This is a genomic window from Corynebacterium sp. HMSC067D03, from assembly GCF_001811185.1.
Classification (GTDB): domain Bacteria; phylum Actinomycetota; class Actinomycetes; order Mycobacteriales; family Mycobacteriaceae; genus Corynebacterium; species Corynebacterium coyleae.
In genome coordinates this window covers 82,798-103,257 of the sequence record NZ_KV803781.1, presented here as the reverse complement: position 1 = coordinate 103,257, position 20,460 = coordinate 82,798, and the positions used below count along the sequence as shown (strand labels likewise).

Sequence of the window (20,460 nt, the reverse complement as noted above, 5' to 3'; positions counted from 1 at the left end):
GTTGCGGTCATACGTGGGACAATGGCCCAGTTGATTTGTCCATGACCTGAATAAGGATTGCCACTTGACTGCCCCGCAGATCTCCATTGACCGCGCCAAGGTAGCCGCGAAGGCCGCCGACGAGAAGCTCGGCACCAATATCGCTGTTATCGACGTGTCTAACGTCATGGCGATCACCGACGTGTTCGTCATCGTCTCTGCAGATAACGAACGCCAGGTTGCCGCCATTGTTGAAGAGGTCGAAGGCGACCTGACCGACGTGGGTGTTGAGCCGAAGCGCCGTGAGGGCAACCGCGAAAACCGCTGGGTGTTGCTTGACTACGGCAACTTCGTGGTCCATATCCAGCGCGAAGCCGAGCGCGAGTTCTACGGCCTGGACCGCCTGTACGCAGACTGCCCGGCCATTGAGGTCGAAGGGCTCGAGCCTTACGAGCGTCCCGCAGCGTTTGGCGACGAAGCCGACCTGCGCAAAGCCCAGACCATCGAGGACCTTCCTCTGGCAGGTGAGGGACCCGAAGCCGCGGACGACGAGTACTAAGACCCATGCAGCGCCGACTGATTTTGCTGCGTCACGGCGAGACGCTCTATAACGCAACTCGCCGCATGCAGGGCCAGCTGGATACTGAACTGTCCGAGCGCGGACGCGCCCAGGCGCACGCTGCGGCAGAGGACCTACGGCACTTGGGTATTAACAAGATCGTGTCCTCCGACCTGATGCGGGCGAAGGATACGGCTGATGTGGTGGCGGCAGATTTGGGCCTTGAGGTAGTCGTCGATAAGCGTCTGCGCGAAACCCACCTTGGCCAGTGGCAAGGCAAGACGCACGAGGAAGTGGACACCGCCCACGACGGGGCTCGTGCGTTGTGGCGCACCGACCCCACCTGGGCGCCGCCAGAGGGCGAAAGCCGCATCGACGTTGCGCAACGTTCCCGCGAAGTGGTCATGGAACTCATGCGTGACCACGATGAATGGGACAATGCTGCCGTCCTGCTCGTGGCGCACGGAGGCACCATCGCCGCGCTGACCGCGACGCTGCTCGGTTTGGAGGTGTCCCAGTATCCGCTGTTCAAGGGGCTCGGTAACGCGAACACGTCACGGCTGGTGGCAATGCCGCGCATTGACGACGACACCAAGACCCAGTGGTACATCGAAGCCTGGAACCGAGGCCGTAACTAATGGGTGTTCGCGTCGTGGTGGATTCCTCCGCGGGGTTGCCGCAGGAGGTCGTGGAGGAACTCGACATCTGCGTCGTTGACCTGCACCGTGTCGAGGGCGCAGAAGGGGAGTCCTCGTCCGGGTTGTCGTCGCTGGAACTCGCCGCCTGTTATGCCCGCCAGCTCGAGCGTGGTGGCGACGACGGCGTGATCGCCCTCCACCTTGCTAAGACGTTCTCGTCCACCTGGTCGGCTGCGGTGGCCGCGTCTGCGGTGTTCCCAGGCACGGTCCGTGTCGTGGAGACGCACTCCGCGGGCATGGCGATCGGCGCCGCAGCGATGGCAGCCGCGACTGTTGCGGCGGAAGGCGGCACGTTAGACGAGTGCGAAGCGATGGCGAAGTCCACCATTGCGCGCTCCGAAACGTGGTTGTACCTGCACCAACTCGACGATTTGCGCAAGTCCGGCCGCCTGCCTGCCGGCACCGCGATGCTCTCGGCTGCGCTGCTGGCAAACAAGCCGATCCTGCACATCAGGGAAGGCAAGCTCGAACTCGCGGGCAAGACTCGCACACAGTCGAAGGCGTTTGCCAAACTCACCGAGTTGGTAGAAGAGCGCGCGTGCGACGAGCCCGTTTTCGCCGCAGTGCAGCACGCGGACGCGCCGGACGCCGCCGAGCAACTCGCGGACCTGCTGCGCGAAACACTTCCGGAAGGCTCACGGGTCATGGTCGAGCCGCTGGTGAAGGTGATCGCGATGCATACCGGCGAAGGGGCAATCGGCCTGTCGGTGGTGTTCTCATCTCGTAATTGTGGATAACTGTTGTTTTCGTCGCCCGTAGATGGCGGGTTATCCACAGATTTTTTCTGACCCCTTGGCGCGTGTGCCGGGGGTTTATAGCGTTTTTGGTGTGAACGCCACTGAACGACTCAAGGAGCTCACCCGGCCCACCGGGGAAGAAGACCTCCTGACGGTGCGCTACCCAGAGCCGCGGGTGCGCATCCCTGTGAAACAAGCTGCGGCCGCCGCCGGTGCAGTGCTGCTCGCCGTCGGCGGATGGGCGGTGACCCGATCCGGCCCCGTGGATGATGAGGGCGTTGCGTGGGAACAGGTCGCCTCTCCCACCGAGGTCACAGGCACCGTGGTGGTCTCTGTTGTTGGTGAGGTGGAAAACCCGGGTCTGATCACGTTGAACCAGGGTGCACGGGTCGCGGATGCGCTGCAGACGGCCCGGCCATTGCCGGATGCTGACTTGATCTCGATCAATCATGCGCAATTGCTTGTCGACGGCCAACAGATCCACGTCCGCTCCCAACACGCCCCACCGGCCGCCACGGATTCCGGTGGCGGTGCTGGCGCTGGTGGCGCTGGCGCTTCGGCGGGTGGGGTGGTGTCGATCAACTCCGCATCGGTGCAGGAATTGACGACGATTACCGGAGTCGGCCCGTCAACCGCAGCCGCGATCGTGGCGCACCGTGAGGCAAACGGGCCGTTTGCGTCGGTAGATGCGTTGACTGACGTGAAAGGAATTGGACCGGCGAAACTTGCGGCAATGCGCGACCAGGTCGGCTTATAGACGGGGGCGTGGGGTAAGTGGGGGAGATCAGGCTTGTCCCGGCGGCGCTGGTGGTGTGGGCAGCGGCTGCGGTGGCGATCACCCTCGGAGTGGGCATCGCGGTGGTTGTGGTGCTGGTGGCCGTTATCGGTGCTGTGGTGCTGCGCGCCTACGGGCAGGCGGTGTTCATTGCGGGGATGGGTGCGGCCGCCGTCGTGACCACCGGGGTGCGACTGCGCATTGCGCGGGCGTGGGAGCCCGCGGGTCAGTTCGTGGGCCGGGTATCGGGCGCGCCGAAGCAGACGAGCACCGGCGGGTTCATCGTCCGCGTGCAGGTAGACGGCAACCCGACGCTGACGCCCGTGTTTGTCGATGAAGTGCCGGACACTGCCGTGTCCGGCGCCCAGGTGGTTGTGCGTGGCGTGGTGAAGGAATCGGAGATGGCTGGGATCAACCCGATTGCGGTCAACGGGTCAGTTGAGGTGGTCGCCCCACCGCAGGGGTTGGCTGCGTTTGCGCAGCACACCCGGGAAACGTTTGCCGGCGTTGTCCAGGCCACCGTGGGGGAGTCCGCCCAAGGGCTGATCCCGGGCATGGTACTCGGGGACGTCTCGTTGCAAACCAGCCAGGAACAGCAGGATTACATCGACACTGGCCTCTCGCACCTGTCAGCAGTCTCTGGTGCGAACGTGGCAATCGTGACCACGTTCGCAGCGATTGCCGCAGCGGCAGTGGGCTTGGGGCTGCGGGGCCGTATCGTGGCGTCGGCTGCGGCGCTGTTGCTCTACGCCTCGCTGGTCGGACCCGAGCCGAGCGTGCTGCGCGCATCCGTGTCTGGGTTGGTGGGGTTGACTGCGGTGTTGGCTTCACGCCAGTCCGAGCCGATCCACGCGCTGTGTTTATCGGTGATCGGCCTAGTGCTGGTGGATTCAGACCTGGCGGTGCATTACGGGTTCGCGCTCTCGGTAGCGGCGACCGCGGGCATCGTCGCACTGTTTCCGCTGTTGTACCGCGTCCTTGCTGCCACGGGCTGGCCCGACATTCTCGTGCGTGCACTTGGCGTTGCGGTTGCCGCCGACGTAGCGACGATGCCGATTGTCGCCATGATGGCCGGCCGGGCTTCTTTAGTCTCTGTGGTGGCAAACGTCATCGTCGCACCGGTGACCGGCCCGGTGACTGTGCTCGGCCTTGCGGCGGTGCTGCTCAGCCTCATCCACGGCGGGTTGGCTACACCTGTGCTGTGGGTGGTGGAACCCATGGCCTATTGGGTGCGTGTGGTCGCAGAGAACGGTGCACGGTTTCCCGGTGCCACGGTAGAGACGGAACCCATCGTCGTCGTGGTTGTCTACGGATGGTTCCTCGCGGGCTTGTTTGCCGGATACCCGAAGACCACTCTGGCGGCGGCGCTTGTGTGCGGGTTTGGTGTGGTCCTGTCGCAGGCGCCGGCGGGCACGCCGGTGGATGTGGGCAGGTTGCGTGCTCATGTCGTCGAAAAGCAAGAAGATGCCCTGCCCATTCCGCCGGGCACGCAGCTTGTTGTCGTGCTTGAAAAGGGCCGCCCCCACCGAAGACCCGTGGTCACTGACCAGGGCATCCCCGTGATCTTTCCCAACCGCGACGGCAACGTTGCCATCTACCCGGATGGCACCCAAGTGCTGCCGCGGCGAGAGTTTTAAGATGGTCGTCATGCTCAACCCCGTGCACCTTGTCTTAGGCGAAGACGAATTCCTCGCCGAGCGTGCCACAAAAAAGATCATTGCCGACGCTGGCGACGGCATCGAAGTGACCACCCTGCGCGCAGGCGACGTCACCGAAGGCGAAATCGCCATGGCAACCAGCCCGTCACTGTTCGCCGAAGACCGCGTCGTACTGGTCAAACACGCAGAACTCGCAGGCAAAGAACCCACCGAGGTACTGCTGAAAGCATGCGTGGATCCTGCGCCCGGCATCGTGATCATCATCCAGCACACCGGTGGTGGGCGGCAGAAGTCGCTGGTGCCCAAGTTCAAAAAACTCGCCGATGTGCACGAGGCCAATCCGCTTAACGACGGCCAACGTCGCACCTGGGTCACCGAAGAGTTCCGCTCCCACGGCGTGCGCCCTACCCCCGATGTGGTTGCCGCACTCTTGGAATCCGTCGGCTCAGACCTGCGCGAACTCGCCTCCGCCGTTAGCCAGCTTGTCGCCGACACCGACGGGGAAATCACCGTCGCCGCAGTGCGCGAATACTACGTTGGCGTCGCGGAGGTCGCAGGCTTTGACATCGCCGACCAAATGGTCGCCGGCCGCGCCGACCGCGCACTCGCATCGACGCGCCGGGCGCTTCAACTGGGCGTCAAACCGGCCACCATCGCCGCAGCGCTCGCCCACAAAGTCGGCGACATCGCGAAACTTTACGGCGTGCGCGGCAACCCCGACCAGATCGCACGCACCGTAGGCATGCACCCGTACGTGGCCAAGAAAACCATGCAGGTGGCGCGCCACTGGTCTGGCCGAGCGGTGTCCGAAGCGGTGATCATCGTGGCTGACCTCGACGCAGAGGTGAAAGGCCAAGGCGGCGACGCCGAGTTCGCCCTGGAAAACGCCGTGCGACGCATCGCGGAGCTTGTATGATCGCGCCGGGAGATCTCGCCGTCATCATCGGCCTCAACGTCATCGGTGCCGCCGCGCCAGGTCCCGACGTGGTGCTGATTACCCGCACAGCGACGCGTTCGCGCCGCCACGGGTGGGCAACCGCCATCGGCATCCAAACTGGCGTGCTCATGTGGTGCGCGCTCACCGTCTTTGGTGCTGCGGCGCTGCTCAACGCGTTCCCAGACGCGCTGACCTACGTCCAACTGGTGGGTGGTGCAGTGCTGATTGCGATGGGTGCGAGCAACGTTCGTGGTGGTCTCGCGGATCGGCACAACCCACCAATGACCCTCGAAGAGGCGGAGCAGCGGCTCGGCACGGTGCGTTCTGCATACATGCGTGGCTTAGCGACGAACCTCGCCAACCCCAAGATCGTCATCGCGCTGTCCGCCATGATCGCCCCACTGCTGCCGCCCAGCCCCAGCCTGAGCACCGCCCTTATCGTGACGTTTGCGCTGTGGCTGAGTTCCTTCGTCTTGTTCGCCGTCTTTGTCCAGGTGATCTCTACCCAGCGGGTGCGGCGGAAGTTCCTGAGCGCCGGCCCCTACATCGACATCGGTGCAGGCGCGTTCTTCGTTATCGTCGGCCTGACCTTGATCGTGCGCGGGGCGCTGGCGCTCTAACCGCCCTGTAAACGGCTCGCCGTTTACAGGTACGGCAGGAGGAAGCGCACCGTGTGGGCGGTTGCGCTCGGGTCGGTGAACCAGGTGTGGATGCCACCCTCGATGCGCTCCACGCGCGTGGCCGCGTCGCAGCCCTGCGCCTCAAACGTGGTCACGTTGCCGGAGCGCGAACGGGTGGTCGTGCCCAAGCACTTGTTCTTCGAGGCCATGGTGCGCATGACGCTATCCACCGACTCGTAGAACGCACCGTGCCGGATACCGCCGTTGTATCCCACAACGTTGTCATTGGTGCCGTGCATGATCAGCGTCGGCACCGATCCGGAGGTGCAGCCGGTCACGGTCGGGTTGTAAAACGCACCAGCGACGGAGGCGACCGCCTTGACGGTGTCGGGGGCGTGGCAGGCAAGTGCGGCCGCAAACCCGCCGCCGTTGGACAGGCCGGCTGCGACGACACGGTTCGGGTCGGCGCCGTACTGGGTGGCGGCGTCGTCGATAATGGCGCGCGTGTAGGCGATGTCCTCATCCAGCGACGTGCGGGCATACGGCGCGCCAGCCCACGCGTTGTCAACACCCTGCGCGTAGATGACAATCGTGTTGTCGATTGCGGTCTCGAACTTCTGGTAGTCACGCGTCTGGCTCGCGGTGTGCTGCCAGCCACCAAAACCAAGAATCACCGGGTAGGCGACGCCCTCGGAGTAGTTCGACGGCAGGACCACATCGTAGGAGCGCGAGGTGCCATCCACCACGATGCGGCGCGTGTGCTTGCCCGGAGCCTTGTCGCCCACGGCGCCATTGCGTATCGACGACCCCGCTTCCGCCATCGGCACCGCAACCAAAATACCGGCGATGATCAACGTCAACACGCCAAGCGCCTGCTTGACCTGCGGGTTATTCATCGGAAGGAGTTTCGACAATGCCGAAACGAGCTCAGCTGCATCCACGGATGCCGAAACGGACGGGTCTGCAGCCTTCGCCTCTGGAGCGATTGCAGGGGATGCCATCAGGCTAAACGTCAGCGCGGCCGCAACCGCACGCTTTTTAATTTTCACGGAAGTTCCTCTTTTGTCGGGCCGCACGCGGCGTTAGAAACAAGTAAATCCCGCCCCGAATAAACCTGGGCGGGATCAACCTGTGAACAACGGCAATTAGTCCATCTTGTTCAGGGCGCGAGCCATGTTGGACTTCTTGTTCGCCGCAGAGTTGCGGTGGAAGACGCCCTTGGTCACAGCCTTATCCAGCTTGCGGGAAGCAACGCGCAGCTGTGCCTCAGCGGCAGCCTTGTCGCCGGACTCCACAGCCTCACGGAACTTACGGATCTCCGTGCGGGTAGCGGAACGGAAGGACTTGTTGCGCTGACGACGCTTCTCGTTGGTGAGAACGCGCTTCTTCTGCTGCTTGATGTTTGCCATCGTGAAATACCTCTTGGTTTCTCAATCGAACATGTACATGTCGCGGCATCTGGCAGGGCATTGCGTGCAGTGCTTTGGGTATCAAACGCGAACCCAAGGTCCTGTCCGCGTAGCACCGCACACCCTATTGAGCGCCGGATGCGAACAACCCCGAAAGAATAACAGTGTGAACTGCACAAACCAAACCGGTGGAGTTACGACCAGTTGAAGCGTTCGCGCAGCGTGTTGGCCACCCGCTGGAAGCGACGTGGCGGGACGGTGGTGCCGCGACGTTCCACATCTGATTCCGGCACGACCAGAGTCTTATCCAAACGCACCCAGCATGGCTGGCCGGAGGATTCCCAATCGCCCGGCCCGATTTCAAACCACCGCTCGTCGTTTTCGTGTTCCCGCTCGGGGGAGATCAGCAACCCCAACACGTCGTGGCGCTCGCGGCCCACGATCAGGATCGAGCGCTGCCGCGGCGGATGTGAAGGGACGGTGACCCAAACAACCTCGCCTGGTTCGGCGGTGCCGTCCATGTCCGGGGCGTAGTAGATGCTGCGACACACGGAGTCGGTGGGGCGCACCGAGACTTGCGGGGCACGACCACGGCGTTGCTGGATCTGGGATGTCAGTCGATCACCAAACAGCGTAAAACCGTGGTCGAGGACGGGTTTCCTCTTTCGCTTAAAGCGCTCAAACGCCACGGTTTCACCTCCGGTTTATGGTCACTGGCCACTCTAAGCCTTCGCGGGGGATGGAACAACCACTTTTTGCTGCGAATGTTTCCCTACGTCGCGCAGCACCCACATGAGTAGCGCGGTCGTTCCGATGGTGAGCAACGCGGAGACGGCCGTTTGAGGCAGGGTGATTTCTGTTTCGCCTGGATCAGTCAATCCCAGCGTGCCGTAGGAAAACACAATCGTGTTGGACACCGCGTGCAAAACTACGGCCGCCTCCACACCGCGGGTGTGCCAGGTCAGCAGTGCGGCGCACAGGGCGAAAATGGCGATGTCGAGCAGGCCGATCCAGTTGTACAAGTGCAACGCCACGAACACGGCGGCGGGCAGCCCGTAGCAAATCCAGCCAGGTGAGATCCACTGGCCGAGGATCTGCGGCAGGCTCGCGCGGAAGACGTACTCCTCGGCCGCGGCCTGCAGCGGGACGACAACCACAAAGGCGGCGAGCAGCATCCATTCGCGAGGACTCAGCGAAAGGTCGCCGGTCCCGAACAGGAGGGCGTCGAGAAGCACCTGCGCCCCATAGATCGCGCCGACCACCACGAACGCGCGCCCAGCAACGCCCCAGCGGAAGTGCCCCTCGATGCTGGAGAGCGCACCAGGTTTGCGGCCGAGTACCCGCGCGGCGATAAACGGCGCAGGCAACCAGGCAGCAATAAAAAGCACCTGCACCAGGGAGGCAAGCGGGTCGGAGGAGGTTTCGTCGAAAAGATCGCCCAGCCCGTAGAACCCAGCGGCAAGGCCGATCGGCACCGCCATCGCCATCGTGAACGCCACAAGGCATACAGCGAGCACCAGCAATTCGACGAGCGGACGCCACCACGCAGGCTTGCGCAAACGGTGCGTTAAACCAGCTCTGTGAAACTCAGTTGGCATGCCCACACGTTAGCGCGTCGCGCGACACGTAAGATGAAGCAATTATGGCTGCCAAATCGACGAACTTCGCGGAAAATACGTTCACGGACCCCGCCCGCATCCGTAACTTCTGCATTATCGCCCACATCGACCATGGTAAGTCCACGCTGGCAGACCGCATTTTGCAGCTGTCCAACGTGGTGGACGAGCGTGAGATGCGCGACCAGTACCTCGACAACATGGACATCGAGCGCGAACGTGGCATCACCATCAAGGCCCAAAACGTTCGCCTGCCGTGGGTGCCCAAGACCGGCGCGCACGCGGGTGAAGAGATGGTGTTGCAGATGATCGACACCCCAGGCCACGTGGACTTTTCCTACGAGGTTGCCCGCTCCCTCGACGCGTGCGAGGGCGCAATTTTGCTTGTCGACGCAGCCCAAGGCATCGAAGCCCAAACCCTGGCCAATCTCTACATGGCCATCGACAACGACCTGGAAATCATCCCGGTCCTGAACAAGATCGACCTGCCGGCAGCCGACCCGGAAAAGTACGCACTCGAGATCGCCAACATCATCGGCTGCGAACCGGAAGACGTGCTGCGCGTGTCCGGCAAGACGGGCGAGGGCGTGCCGGAACTGCTCGACCGCGTCGTTGAGCTGATCCCGGCTCCGGAGTCCGAGCACGGCGCAGAGGCGCCGGCCCGCGCCCTGATTTTCGACTCCGTCTACGACACCTACCGCGGCGTTGTCACCTATGTGCGCATGATGGACGGCCGCCTCGAGCCGAACCAGAAGGTACAGATGATGAACACCGGCACCACGCTCGAGATCCTGGAAATCGGCGTGGTCTCCCCAACGATGAAGAAGACCAAGGGGCTTGGCCCGGGCGAGGTCGGCTACGTGATCACCGGCGTGAAGGACGTGCGCGAGACCCGCGTCGGTGACACCGTCACCTGGGCTTCTAAAGGTGCTTCGCAACCTTTAGAAGGTTTTGAGGAAGTGAAGCCGATGGTGTACTCGGGCCTGTTCCCAGTCTCCCAGGAGGACTTCCCGGCCTTGCGCGAATCGCTGGAGAAGCTGCAGCTTAACGACGCCTCCCTCACCTGGGAGCCCGAAACCTCCGTCGCCCTCGGCTTCGGTTTCCGCTGCGGCTTCTTGGGCCTGCTCCACATGGAGATCACCCGCCCCCGCCTCGAGCGCGAATTCGACCTGGACCTCATCTCCACTGCGCCGTCGGTCACCTACCGCGTGATCGCCGAAGACGGCACCGAACAAATGGTGCACAACCCGTCCGACTGGCCCGGCGGTAAAATCCCCGAGGTGTACGAGCCGATCGTGAACATGACGATCATCGTGCCCCAAGAGTTCGTCGGCACCACCATGGAACTGTGCCAGTCCAAGCGCGGCCAGATGAAGAACATGGAATACCTCTCCGAGGACCGCGTGGAGCTGCGCTACCTCATGCCGCTCGGCGAGATCATCTTCGACTTCTTCGACATGCTGAAGTCCCGCACCAAGGGCTACGCATCGCTCAACTACGAAGAAGCCGGCGAGCAGCAAGCCGACCTGGTCAAGGTAGACATCCTGCTCCAAGGCGAACCTGTGGATGCGTTCTCCGCCATCGTGCACAAGGACTCCGCCCAGTGGTACGGCAACAAGATGACCAAGAAGCTCAAAGAGCTCATCCCACGCCAGCAGTTCGAGGTGCCCGTCCAGGCCGCGATCGGCTCGAAGATCATCGCCCGTGAGAACATCCGCGCCCTGCGCAAGGACGTGCTGTCGAAGTGCTACGGCGGCGACATTTCCCGTAAGCGCAAGCTGCTGGAGAAGCAGAAGGCCGGTAAGAAGCGCATGAAGTCCATCGGTTCGGTCACCGTGCCGCAGGAAGCGTTCGTGGCAGCGCTGTCCACCGACGAGGAGTAGTTCGGCGCCCTAGTTTGATGTAAAACCACGCAGTACCGCCTGCGTGGTTTTACACTTTGCCCAGGTCGCTACCGTGGGCCTTGTAACATCTTGCATCGCGCTAGCGCCGACGCGCCTGCCGGATCGTTTTCTCCACGACCTCGACGCATTGCTGCATGGTTTTCGACCCCGCCCGGGGAACTGTCCAACCATGAAGCATCGATGTCAGGTTGATGGACGTATCTAACTGTCGTTGGTCGTACTCCCAGTGGTGTCGGCCGTCGAACATGATCCCGATCTTGAGTTCGGGGATGGCAAAATCAAAGGTCGTAATGGCTTTGCCGCCCACTGTCAGCGGATACTGCTCTACGAGCGTGTGGCCGTAGTTGCGAACCACTGGCTGGAGGAGCAACCGCAGTTCGGTTTCTTTCGGCGAATCGGCAGTTGAACGTGACAGATCGAGCGCCCGAGACAGCCACCGTTGATTGATTTGCCGAAGGGCGCTGGCGCGAATGTCTTCCGCCTGTAGTCCGAGGTGTCGACGGGCGCAGTCGACAAGTTGTACAGCCTTGACCATTTCTGGGCTCACACCAGGGATTGGCTCTGTCTGCCACGAGTGTTCGCCTCGTCGAATTTGTTGCAGAGCCTGCACGGTTGCACGTAATGGTCGAGAAACGCGGATGGGCACACCGCGGTGGGTGAGGGTCCATGTTTCTGTGTGTGGGGCGTGGAGTCGTGCGACGGAGGGACGTATAGCGGAAGCGCTGAGTTTTTGGGGTGTGGGTGCTCGCAGAGTAGTGTCTGCGCCTTCAACGAGATACGGCAATCCGTAGAGAGCGAGTGCGGAGAAGCCGCACACGACGCTGCCTGGGCGTTCGTAGGCGTGGACGACGGCGCGCACGGCTGCGGGCACGTCGTATTTCTGGTTGTGCGGGTGGTGTCGTGCCGCGAGTTGGACTGCCCATTGTTCCAGGCTGTGGCGCTCGTGGATGAAGCGTTGTTTGCTAACAGGCAGGTAGTTTTGTCCGCGTTCCATCTGGGACGCATTGACGATGGTTGGCGGGAATTCGATGTTCATTCCGTCGTACATAACTATTTGACGTGGAAACTCTCGCCCCGGTTCCTACAATCGCCGTATGCGTGAAATTGTGTTGAACCGTGGCGGCTTTTCCATCTTCGCCCGCATCTTCGGTGAGGCGGATGCCCCGGCGTTGTTGTTCCTGCAGGGTGGCCCGGGTTTTCCGGCGCCGCGTGAGCGGTTCGAGTGGGTGGAAACTGCGCTCGAGCGCGGCTACCAGGTGGTCATGTTGGATCAGCGCGGGACGGGCCGCTCGACCAGGATTGATTCGGCGACGCCGTCGCTTATCGACGACACCGTGCTCACCCAGCTTCGCGCCAGCGACATCATCGCCGATGCGGAAGCGTTGCGTGAGGAGATGGGGCTGAAGCAGTGGGATGTGTTGGGCCAGTCCTTTGGCGGGTTCTGCCTGACGCATTATTTGGCCGTGCACCCGGAGAGTGTGGGGAGGGCGTTGTTTACGGGCGGGTTGCCGTCGATAAGCGAGGGCGTAGAGAGCGTCTACCGTGCGACCTTTGCCAAGCTCAAGCGCCGCCACCTGCAGTTCAACGAGCAGTACCCGGAGGCTGAGCGGACGATCCGCGAGGTGTGTCGCCACCTGGAGGCGGAGGAGGAACTGCTGCCTACCGGCGAGCGGCTGAGCGCGCGGCGCCTGCGCACTCTCGGCATCGAGTTGGGGCGCGAGGATGGGTTCGCGTCGCTGGCGCAGTTGTTTGAGGCGCCGTTTCACCCGAACGGCAGGCTGCGCACGGACTTTTTGGCGTCGGTGGGGGAGCGCGTGAGTTTCGCCAAAGGCCCTCTGTATGCGGCGGTGCACGAGTCGATCTACGGCGGCACGGTGCCGGGGGCGACGAACTGGGCGGCGGAGCGGGTCTCTCGCGAACTTGCAGGGTTTGCGCCGGACGCTAGCCCTGACGACGAAGAGTTTTACCTCACCGGCGAGTACATCTTCCCGTTCCAATTCGACGAGGACCCGGAGCTGCGCCCGTTCAAGGCTGCAGCAGAACAGTTGGCGCAGAAGGATGACTGGGACAACCTGTATGGCGGGCTCGGTGGGGGCCATGATGCGTACGCGGCGGTGTACACCGACGACATCTACGTGCCGCGCGAGCTGTCGCTGGAAACTGCGGATGTCATCGGTGCGAAGGTGTTTGAGACGGACCAGTTCCAGCACGACGGGCTGCGCCGCCACGGCAAGGCGGTGCTCGGCCGCCTGCTGGACATGGCGGGGAAGTAGCTAGCCGCGGTTGTCTTCGGCGGCGGTGCCGGTGCCGGTGCCGCTGTCGGTGTTCGTGCTGTCTTCGTCTTCGGCCTGGTAGCCGTCGGACCATTCGCCGGTTTCGTAGTCGTAGCCGACGGGGGTGCCTTCTTCGTCGGTGCGTCGATACCAGTCGGTGTATTCGTCGGACGTGGAATCGAACTCGGCACCTGCGCCTTCGCCTGCTGCAGAGGGCTCGACCACGATTTCAAAGTCGTCGCCGTATTCTTCGATGCCTCGGATGACGGCGGACTTCACCGCGTTGCGGGCGTAGGAATTGCGGATGGCGATGGGGTCGGTGGAGAGGTCCTTGATAAACGAGTACATCAGCAGCAGGATGACCACCGAGAACGGCATTGCGGACAGGATGGTCAGGGACTGCAGGCCGGACAGGGCGTCTTCGCCGCCGGAGAGCAGCATGACCACAGCGATGCCCATCATGGCCAGTCCCCAGAAGACCACCACGAGTTTGTTCGGCTCGGGGTCGCCCTTGGACGACATGGAGCCCATGATCGTGGAGGCGGAGTCTGCGGAGGTGATGAAGAACACCGCGAGGATGCCGATGAGGATGTACGGGGTGATCTCCGCCAGCGGCATTTCGCCGAACATGTTGAAGAGCACTTGCTGCGGGGTGGCGGTGCCGTCGAAGCCTTCGCGGCCTTCGCGGGAGAAGGTGATTGCGGTGCCGCCGAAGATGGTGAACGCGCAGATGAGCACGGCGGTGGGGACGAGCGTGGTCACTACCGCGAATTGGCGCAGAGTGCGTCCGCGGGAGATTCGTGCGATGAACATGCCGACGAACGGTGCCCAGGCGATCCACCACGCCCAGTAGAAGGCAGTCCAGGCAGACTGGAAGTCGAGGGTGTCTTCACCCCAGGACAAGGAGCGCGACGCCATGTCGAAGAAGCGGTCGGCGTAGACCAGGGTGCCTGACGGCAGCAGGTTGACCAGCAGCAGGGTTGGCCCGGTGGCGAAGATGAACAGGATGGCCGCCGACGTCAACGAGATGTTGATATTCGACAGGATGCGGATGCCTTTGCCCACACCAGAGACGGCGGAGATAACAAAGCCGATGGTGAGCACGCCCATGACGGTCAGCAGCACGCCCATGGGGGCGGAGTCGCCGCTGCGCATGATGGCGATCCCGTCGCCGATCTGCAGGGTAGAAATACCCAGCGTGGCCGCGGTGCCGAACAGGGTGGCCACGATCGCCAGGATGTCGATGATGGTGCCGAAAGGGCCTGAGCGCTTGAACACCGGGGTAAACAGCGACGACATAAGCGTGGGTCGTCCGCGGCGGTAGCAGGAGTAGGCCATGGCGCCGCCGACCAGTGCGTAGAGCGCCCACGGGGAGAGGCCCCAGTGGAAGTTGGCTTGGGCGATTGCTCGGTGCAGTGCTTCTTCGGTTTCGGCCTCGACGGTCAGCGGTGGCGGGTCGAGGTACATGGTCAGTGGTTCGGAGGGTCCGAAGAAGAAGATGCCTACGCCGATGCCTGCAGCGAACATCATGGCGACCCAGGAGAAGAACGAGTATTCGGGTTCTTCGTCGTCTTTGCCCAGTGTGATGTTGCCGAAGCGAGAGAACGCCAGCACTGCCATGATGATGACGCAGGCGACGAGCACGATGTTGAAGAGCCAGCCGAAGTTGCGAAGGCCCCATGACAGTGCGCTTGACGCGCTCGAGCCGACCTGTTCTGGGGAGGTCACGCCCCAGATGATGAAGGCAAGGATGGCTGCGGCGGTCACGCCGAAAACGACTTTGTCCAGGCTGAAGTTGTGGCGTGATTCTTCGACGCTGATGCCCGGGACGAGGCCGGGGTGCATGTCGTCGGGGTAGACGCCTTGTGTGCGTTGGACGCGCATGGGGCGTTTATTGCTTGTCGACGACGACCGTCGCGGCATCATCTGAGGGCTCATTTGGGTTTACGCTCCAGGCAGGGTGTCGGCGGCGGTCGGGTAGGACGGTTGTGCCCCGGGGCGGGTGACGGAGAACGCGCCGACGCGGCACGCATAGGTGGAGGCCTCGACGAGCGTGTCGCCCTCGATGATGCGGGCACAGAACGCGCCTGCGAAGGAGTCGCCGGCACCGACGGTGTCTACGGCATCGACTTGTGGGGAGGGGATGTGGGTCAGCGCGTCGCCTTCAACCACGAGCGCACCTGCTGCACCGAGGGTGAGCACGACGGAGGCGAAGCCTGCGTCCTTCAGGCGGCGTGCGAGGTCCTCGGGGGTGCCGGTGGAGTCGTAGCCAAGCTGGTCGAGGATCAGGCCTGCTTCGTGCTCGTTGGCCATCAGTGGGTCGGCGGCGAGCAGGGCCTCGCGTGGTACGTCGACGACGGGGGCGAGGTTGATCACCACGCGACCCTTTGCCAGTTCGACGGCGCGGGCGAAACCGTCGGCCGGGATTTCGCCCTGCAAAAGGACCACTTCGGCGGTTTCGACGGGCTCGGCGTGGCGGGAGACAAAGTCGGCGTCCACGAGCGCGTTGGCGCCGGGGACGACCTGGACGGTGTTTTCGCCGTTGGCTGCGACGGTGATCACGGCAAGACCGGTGACCTCAGTGACTTCTTCGACGTGGGTGAGGTCGACGCCCGCCTCGCGCAGCAGTGCAGTTGCCGGGATGGCGTTCGAGTCGGTGCCTACCGCGCCGACCAGTGCGACGGGGGCGCCGAGGCGTGCGGCGGCGCAGGCTTGGTTCGCGCCCTTGCCGCCGGCGGTGATGCCTCCGCCGGAGCCGAGTAGCGTTTCGCCTGGGGTGGGGTGTCGGTCAACATTGACGGTGAGGTCGGCGTTGATGGATCCGACCACGCAGATTTTTGCGGCACTCATGGGTGCCTATAGTACGGCGGCGAGCAGTTCTCGGGTGTAGGGGTGCTGTGGGTTGGCCCAGATCTCCTCGGTTGGCCCCTGCTCGACGATGCGCCCTGACTGCATCACGGCGACGGTGGGGCAGAGTTCACGCGCGACGTTTAAGTCATGGGTGACGAAGATGAGGGTGTTGGCGCCTATGGTGTCGCGAAGCAGGTCAAGCACTTGGTCCTGGATGGTGGCGTCGAGGGCGGACACGGGTTCGTCGGCAAGCAAAATGCTCGGGCGAGGGGCTGCGGCGCGCGCAATAGAGATGCGTTGGCGCTGCCCGCCGGAGAATTGCGCCGGCTTGCGGTGGCCGGCGCCGGCAAGGCCGACGCGCTCGAGCATTTCGTCGGAGCGTTGCTTATCGACGCCTACCTCACGAATCGACGCCCCAACCTCCATACGTGGGTCAAGGGAGGAGTACGGGTCCTGGAACACCATCTGCACGTCCCCTGCGACCGTCACGGTGCCGGAGGTGGCCTGGCGCAGCCCCGCAATCAGGTGGAGCAGCGACGTCTTGCCGGAGCCTGAGCCGCCCACGATGGCCAGGCGCTCGCCCTCGCGGACGGTGAGGGTGACGTTGTCCACCGCCATGGTGGCGCCGCGCTGCAGCGAGACACCATCCAGTTCGACGACCGGCTCGCCGAGCGTGACAGGGGCAGCGGGCGCGCCGGGCTCGGCTGCGGCGGCGAGTGCTTTGGCGTAGTCGGAGTCGCCAGCGACGATGCGCCCGTCCTTAAACACCAGCACCCGGTCGGTCATGCGGCGCACCACGGCCAGGTCGTGGGAGATGAACAGCAGGCCCATGCCACGCTCGCGGACGAGGCGGTCGAGCAGGTCGAGGATGTCGGACTGGACGATGGCGTCGAGGGCGGTGGTGGGCTCGTCGCAAATGAGCACGTCCGGGTTCTGGGATAGCGCGAGCGCGATGAGCACACGCTGGCGCTGGCCGCCGGAGAGTTCGTGCGGGTAGGCGTCGGGGCGGTCCACGCCAACGTCTCGGAGCAGGTCGCGGGCAACGATCCGGCCGATCTTTTTCAGCGGGTCGAGTGCGGTCATGGGTTCTTGGAACACCATGGCTACGTTTTTGCCGCGCACTCGGCGGCGCACGCGGTCGCGGGTGCCCACCATCTCGGTGCCGTTGACGGTGATGGATCCGGTCGCGGGCAGGTCACTCAGCCCCATGATGCTTAAGGCGGTGACGGACTTGCCGGAGCCGGATTCGCCGATGATGCCCACGCGTTCGCCGGGGGCGATGTGGAAGGTGATGTCGTGGAGGATGCCGTCGATGCTGAGGTGCTTAACGTCGATCATTGGTGCCTCCGAGCAGGTTAAATCCCAGCACGGTCACCGCGATGGCCAGGCCCGGCCACAGTGCGAGGTGCGGGGAGGTGGCCAAGAACGGCTGCGAGGCCTGCAGCATGCGGCCCCACGACGCGTACGGGGCGGGGGAGCCGAGGCCGAGGAAGGACAGGCCAGCCTCGGCGAGAATGGCAAGGGCCACGGCGACGGAGACCTGTGTGAGCACGATCGGCCAGATATTCGGCAGGACGTGGCGCCACGCGATTGCAGGCCCGGACACCTTGGCAATGCGTGCGGCCAGGATGTAGTCGTTTTGCATCACCTGCAGCGTGCCGGCGCGGGCGACGCGGACGAATCCCGGGATGCCGGCGATGCCGATGGCTAGCACGACGATCCAGATCGAGGCACCAAACACGGCGGTGAACACGATGGCCAGCAGCAGCGCGGGGAAGGCGAGCAGAAGGTCGGCGCCGGCCATGACGAATCGGGACGCACCGCGGCGCATGCCGGCCCAGATGCCCAGCGGCACGCCGACCAACGCGGAAAGCCCAACTGCGCCGATGGCCACCGTTAGGGTCAGGCGCGCACCGTCCATGACGCGCGAGGTGATGTCGCGGCCGAACTGGTCGGTGCCCATCCAGTGCGCTGCCGAAGTGTCCTGGAGTCGGTTCTGAACGTCGGCCTGTAGCGGGTCGAACGGCGTCCACACCAGCGACAGCAGCGCAACTGCCGCGACGGCCAGTACGATCAGCCCGCCGATTTTGCGTTGTGTTGTCATGCTTGCCTCCGAATCCGCGGGTCGACCACCGTGTACGTCAGATCCACAATGAGGTTGACCACCAGCGTGAAGGCCACGACCAGCATCATCACGGTTTGGACGGTGGTGAGGTCGCGGTTGCCTACGGCGTCGAGAAGCATTGTGCCCAACCCCGGGATCGTGAACACGCGCTCGATGACCACCGCGCCAACGACCAGCGACGCCAGCTGCACGCCAACGACCGTGATCACCGGCAGTGCCGCGTTGCGCAGGGCAGAGGAGTAGAGCACTGCGCGTATCGACGACCCCTGCGCCCGTCCCGTACGCACATAATCCTTCCCCAGCTCCTCGCGCACCGACGCCGCAATGTAGCGGGTCAGAATCGACGCCTGCACAAGTGAAAGCGCCGCCACCGGCAGCACCACGTGCGCAGGCGTGCCCCACCCGTTGGCGGGCAGCCAGCCTAAGCGTACGGAGAACAACGCCACCAGCGCAATACCGACAAGAAACGACGGGACGATGATGCCCACCTGCGACAGGCCACTGACCAGCGCAGGTCCCGCGGAACGGCGCCGACCCGCGATGTACACACCGGCGGGTACCGCGACGAGCAGCGACACCGTCATCGCAAGCACCGTGAGCGTAAGCGATACCCCGGCGCGTTCAATGACGGATTCGGTGATCTCCTTGCCCGAGGACAACGACACACCAAAGTCGCCGGTGATCAGCCCTGAAATCCAGTCGAAGTACTGCGCTGGCAACGGGCGGTCGAGCCCGAGGCGGGTGTTGAGCTCTGCGATGTCTGCCTCGGTTGCCGCCACGCCGAGCGCGATGCGCGCCGGGTCGCCCGGCACTGCGCGCAGCAGCGTAAAGATGATCAGGCTGGCGGCGACAAGCAGCAGCACAAAGCGCAGCAGATGTTTGCTGATGGTGCGGATCATTTCTTCACCTCGTTCAGCCGTAGCGAGTCAGTGACCACGTTGGGGTTGAGTCCACTCACGCCTGGGGCGTAGAGCACGATATTGGGCGCGTTGACCAGGGTCAGCGACGCCGCGTCGGCCATGACTTGGTCGATGGCGGCTTTGATGTCGCCGTCCGCGAAGTGCTGCTGGGCCTCGGGCGAGTCGTAGCCCAGGTAGTAGTCCGGGTTGCCGAACAGTTGGGCGGCGTCGCGCGGCTCCACGTGGGCGATGAGTGAGGACTGGTAGTCGTGGCCCTTGTGCACTTGGCTGAGCCACACGGCGGGGAACTCGACGGTTTCCAGTTTGATGTTGAAGCCGACGTCGCGAAGTTGCGAGAAGAGCAGCTCCGATGCGGTCTGTGCGTACGGCAGGTTGGGCACCGTGATGGTGACCTCCGGGGTGCGCCCGGCGAGCAGTTTGCGGGCCTTGTCGGGGTCGAAGGGGTAGTAGTTGTGCCCGGTAAACCATGGGTCGGTCGGTGGGACGGGGGCGCCGCCGGTGTCGGTGGCCAGCCCGTTGTAGACCACCTCGTTGATCGCGTCGCGGTCGATCGCGTACGCCACCGCGCGGCGGATGTCGGGGTCGTCGAAGGGGGCGCGTTGGTTGTTCATGCTCAGTAGCACTTCGCCGTTGGTGGTGCCCACTTCCACCCGGATGTCCTCGGGCAGCGTCTCGATCAATTGCGGGGCTTGCATCGCCCACACCACGTCCGCGTCACCCACGCGCAGCGCGTTGACGGCGGAGACCGGGTCGTCGAAGTAACGCATCACGGCGTTGCGCTCGACGGAGCCGTCCCAGTAGTCCTCGCGTGCCTCGAAGACGATCTTCTCGCCGATGTCGAAGCGCTGCACTGTGTATGGGCCGGTTCCCAGCGGGTCGGTGGCCAGGCGCTCGATGCTCGCCGGGGTCATCATCGCGCCGGTCAGCGTTGCCATGGACCACAGCCACGCGTCCGCGTCACCCTCGATGGTGACGGCCAAGGTGTGCTCGTCGAGCACGTGCGTATCGACGACCGGAGCCATCTGGGCCTTCAACCCATTCGTCCACTCGTTTTGCACGTAATCGATTGAGAACGCGGCGTCCTCGGCGGTAAACGCTTTGCCGTTGGAGAACGTCACGTCGTCGCGTAGGTGGAAGATGAATGTGTCGCCGTCGAGGTCCCACGAGGAGGCGAGGTGGGGGATGGGCTGGCCGTTGTCGTCGATACGCACCAGCGTCTCGTACACATTGCCCACGAGAGCCTGGGGTGCAGCAGCGCCGCCAACGGTGGTGAAGTCCAAGCCAGCAGGTGCTGCGGAAGCCGCAACCACCACCTCATCGCGGGCCTCGGAATTGGTGCAAGCAGCCAACGTAAGTGACAGGGAGACGGTGGCTGCGACCAGCGTCCTTGAAAGCATGCT

20 protein-coding genes are annotated in these 20,460 nt (G+C 63.8%); 9 read left to right on the top strand and 11 right to left on the bottom strand.

From position 1 onward, the window contains the following. Window positions 1-64: 64 nt before the first annotated feature. The 7 genes from rsfS (at window position 65) to HMPREF2785_RS01425 (ending at window position 5,963) form a co-directional block, all read left to right on the top strand. Window positions 65-538 (top strand): ribosome silencing factor, encoded by a 474-nt coding sequence (gene rsfS / locus HMPREF2785_RS01455; protein ID WP_070614028.1) that lies wholly within the window; start codon window positions 65-67, stop codon window positions 536-538. A gap of 5 nt (window positions 539-543) precedes the next feature. Continuing rightward, window positions 544-1,176, top strand: a complete 633-nt coding sequence (locus HMPREF2785_RS01450) for a histidine phosphatase family protein (RefSeq protein ID WP_070614026.1) — start codon at window positions 544-546, stop codon at window positions 1,174-1,176. Next, the gene (locus HMPREF2785_RS01445; RefSeq protein ID WP_070421319.1) at window positions 1,176-1,973 is read left to right on the top strand and encodes a DegV family protein; all 798 of its coding nucleotides are present in this window, start codon (window positions 1,176-1,178) and stop codon (window positions 1,971-1,973) included. Before HMPREF2785_RS01450 ends, HMPREF2785_RS01445 begins: the two co-directional genes overlap by 1 nt. Before the next feature lie 91 nt (window positions 1,974-2,064). Then, complete coding sequence (locus tag HMPREF2785_RS01440; RefSeq protein WP_070614024.1) at window positions 2,065-2,730, top strand: ComEA family DNA-binding protein; 666 nt, start codon at window positions 2,065-2,067, stop codon at window positions 2,728-2,730. 17 nt (window positions 2,731-2,747) lie between these two features. Next, the gene (locus HMPREF2785_RS01435; protein ID WP_070614022.1) at window positions 2,748-4,385 is read left to right on the top strand and encodes a ComEC/Rec2 family competence protein; all 1,638 of its coding nucleotides are present in this window, start codon (window positions 2,748-2,750) and stop codon (window positions 4,383-4,385) included. 1 nt (window position 4,386) lies between these two features. Then, the gene (holA, locus tag HMPREF2785_RS01430) at window positions 4,387-5,322 is read left to right on the top strand and encodes a DNA polymerase III subunit delta (RefSeq protein WP_070614020.1); all 936 of its coding nucleotides are present in this window, start codon (window positions 4,387-4,389) and stop codon (window positions 5,320-5,322) included. After that, a complete protein-coding gene (locus HMPREF2785_RS01425; RefSeq protein ID WP_070421323.1) occupies window positions 5,319-5,963 on the top strand; it encodes a LysE family translocator in 645 nt (214 codons plus the stop codon). Before holA ends, HMPREF2785_RS01425 begins: the two co-directional genes overlap by 4 nt. 23 nt (window positions 5,964-5,986) lie before the next feature. Here HMPREF2785_RS01425 and HMPREF2785_RS01420 read toward each other — a convergent pair whose 3' ends face one another. The 4 genes from HMPREF2785_RS01420 to HMPREF2785_RS01405 all read right to left on the bottom strand — a co-directional run bounded on the left by HMPREF2785_RS01420 (window position 5,987) and on the right by HMPREF2785_RS01405 (window position 8,970). Continuing rightward, window positions 5,987-7,012 (bottom strand): CE1 family esterase, encoded by a 1,026-nt coding sequence (locus HMPREF2785_RS01420; protein ID WP_141750615.1) that lies wholly within the window; start codon window positions 7,010-7,012, stop codon window positions 5,987-5,989. Window positions 7,013-7,108: 96 nt separating this feature from the next. Beyond that, window positions 7,109-7,372, bottom strand: coding sequence for a 30S ribosomal protein S20 (rpsT, locus tag HMPREF2785_RS01415; protein WP_070421324.1), 264 nt, complete (start codon window positions 7,370-7,372; stop codon window positions 7,109-7,111). 194 nt (window positions 7,373-7,566) lie between these two features. Next, window positions 7,567-8,061, bottom strand: a complete 495-nt coding sequence (locus tag HMPREF2785_RS01410) for a type II toxin-antitoxin system PemK/MazF family toxin (protein WP_070421325.1) — start codon at window positions 8,059-8,061, stop codon at window positions 7,567-7,569. Window positions 8,062-8,094: 33 nt separating this feature from the next. After that, complete coding sequence (locus tag HMPREF2785_RS01405; RefSeq protein ID WP_083308809.1) at window positions 8,095-8,970, bottom strand: CPBP family intramembrane glutamic endopeptidase; 876 nt, start codon at window positions 8,968-8,970, stop codon at window positions 8,095-8,097. A gap of 44 nt (window positions 8,971-9,014) precedes the next feature. Here HMPREF2785_RS01405 and lepA point away from each other — a divergent pair, with 44 nt between their 5' ends. Continuing rightward, entirely contained in the window at window positions 9,015-10,871 is a 1,857-nt protein-coding gene (gene lepA / locus HMPREF2785_RS01400; RefSeq protein WP_070614016.1) for a translation elongation factor 4, read from the top strand. Between the two features lie 100 nt (window positions 10,872-10,971). Here lepA and HMPREF2785_RS11745 read toward each other — a convergent pair whose 3' ends face one another. Continuing rightward, complete coding sequence (locus tag HMPREF2785_RS11745; RefSeq protein WP_141750614.1) at window positions 10,972-11,928, bottom strand: hypothetical protein; 957 nt, start codon at window positions 11,926-11,928, stop codon at window positions 10,972-10,974. Between the two features lie 58 nt (window positions 11,929-11,986). Between HMPREF2785_RS11745 and HMPREF2785_RS01385 the strand changes: the two genes are divergently transcribed. Then, window positions 11,987-13,165: an alpha/beta fold hydrolase gene (locus tag HMPREF2785_RS01385; RefSeq protein WP_070614010.1), complete on the top strand. Its 1,179-nt coding sequence runs from the start codon at window positions 11,987-11,989 to the stop codon at window positions 13,163-13,165. Here the strand turns inward: HMPREF2785_RS01385 and HMPREF2785_RS01380 are convergent, their stop codons facing one another. Genes HMPREF2785_RS01380 through HMPREF2785_RS01355 form a run of 6 tightly spaced genes read right to left on the bottom strand, consistent with a single transcriptional unit; the run spans window position 13,166 to window position 20,457 of the window. Further along, window positions 13,166-15,088 carry a BCCT family transporter gene (locus HMPREF2785_RS01380; protein ID WP_083308817.1) on the bottom strand — a complete coding sequence of 641 codons (1,923 nt, stop codon included), beginning with the start codon at window positions 15,086-15,088 and terminating at the stop codon, window positions 13,166-13,168. Window positions 15,089-15,109: 21 nt separating this feature from the next. After that, window positions 15,110-16,015 carry a ribokinase gene (locus tag HMPREF2785_RS01375; RefSeq protein WP_070614008.1) on the bottom strand — a complete coding sequence of 302 codons (906 nt, stop codon included), beginning with the start codon at window positions 16,013-16,015 and terminating at the stop codon, window positions 15,110-15,112. A gap of 6 nt (window positions 16,016-16,021) precedes the next feature. Further along, on the bottom strand, window positions 16,022-17,353 hold the full coding sequence (locus HMPREF2785_RS01370; RefSeq protein WP_070614006.1) for an ATP-binding cassette domain-containing protein: 1,332 nt from the start codon (window positions 17,351-17,353) through the stop codon (window positions 16,022-16,024). Then, window positions 17,340-18,119 (bottom strand): ABC transporter permease, encoded by a 780-nt coding sequence (locus HMPREF2785_RS01365; RefSeq protein ID WP_070614005.1) that lies wholly within the window; start codon window positions 18,117-18,119, stop codon window positions 17,340-17,342. The genes HMPREF2785_RS01370 and HMPREF2785_RS01365 overlap by 14 nt, the downstream gene beginning before the upstream one ends. Then, window positions 18,116-19,039, bottom strand: coding sequence for an ABC transporter permease (locus HMPREF2785_RS01360; protein WP_070421332.1), 924 nt, complete (start codon window positions 19,037-19,039; stop codon window positions 18,116-18,118). Before HMPREF2785_RS01360 ends, HMPREF2785_RS01365 begins: the two co-directional genes overlap by 4 nt. Further along, on the bottom strand, window positions 19,036-20,457 hold the full coding sequence (locus HMPREF2785_RS01355; protein ID WP_083308808.1) for an ABC transporter substrate-binding protein: 1,422 nt from the start codon (window positions 20,455-20,457) through the stop codon (window positions 19,036-19,038). The genes HMPREF2785_RS01360 and HMPREF2785_RS01355 overlap by 4 nt, the downstream gene beginning before the upstream one ends. Window positions 20,458-20,460: the final 3 nt, after the last annotated feature.

Bases quoted from the DNA above. Each gene is read 5' to 3' on its own strand.
- holA (WP_070614020.1), top strand. From the start codon at position 4,387: ATGGTCGTCATGCTCAACCCCGTGCACCTTGTCTTAGGCGAAGACGAA.
- HMPREF2785_RS01405 (WP_083308809.1), bottom strand. From the start codon at position 8,970: ATGCCAACTGAGTTTCACAGAGCTGGTTTAACGCACCGTTTGCGCAAG.
- HMPREF2785_RS01425 (WP_070421323.1), top strand. From the start codon at position 5,319: ATGATCGCGCCGGGAGATCTCGCCGTCATCATCGGCCTCAACGTCATC.
- HMPREF2785_RS01375 (WP_070614008.1), bottom strand. From the start codon at position 16,015: ATGAGTGCCGCAAAAATCTGCGTGGTCGGATCCATCAACGCCGACCTC.
- rpsT (WP_070421324.1), bottom strand. From the start codon at position 7,372: ATGGCAAACATCAAGCAGCAGAAGAAGCGCGTTCTCACCAACGAGAAG.
- lepA (WP_070614016.1), top strand. From the start codon at position 9,015: ATGGCTGCCAAATCGACGAACTTCGCGGAAAATACGTTCACGGACCCC.
- HMPREF2785_RS01445 (WP_070421319.1), top strand. From the start codon at position 1,176: ATGGGTGTTCGCGTCGTGGTGGATTCCTCCGCGGGGTTGCCGCAGGAG.
- HMPREF2785_RS01365 (WP_070614005.1), bottom strand. From the start codon at position 18,119: ATGACAACACAACGCAAAATCGGCGGGCTGATCGTACTGGCCGTCGCG.
- HMPREF2785_RS01450 (WP_070614026.1), top strand. From the start codon at position 544: ATGCAGCGCCGACTGATTTTGCTGCGTCACGGCGAGACGCTCTATAAC.
- HMPREF2785_RS01370 (WP_070614006.1), bottom strand. From the start codon at position 17,353: ATGATCGACGTTAAGCACCTCAGCATCGACGGCATCCTCCACGACATC.
- HMPREF2785_RS01380 (WP_083308817.1), bottom strand. From the start codon at position 15,088: ATGCCGCGACGGTCGTCGTCGACAAGCAATAAACGCCCCATGCGCGTC.
- HMPREF2785_RS01360 (WP_070421332.1), bottom strand. From the start codon at position 19,039: ATGATCCGCACCATCAGCAAACATCTGCTGCGCTTTGTGCTGCTGCTT.
- HMPREF2785_RS01355 (WP_083308808.1), bottom strand. From the start codon at position 20,457: ATGCTTTCAAGGACGCTGGTCGCAGCCACCGTCTCCCTGTCACTTACG.
- HMPREF2785_RS11745 (WP_141750614.1), bottom strand. From the start codon at position 11,928: ATGAACATCGAATTCCCGCCAACCATCGTCAATGCGTCCCAGATGGAA.
- HMPREF2785_RS01385 (WP_070614010.1), top strand. From the start codon at position 11,987: ATGCGTGAAATTGTGTTGAACCGTGGCGGCTTTTCCATCTTCGCCCGC.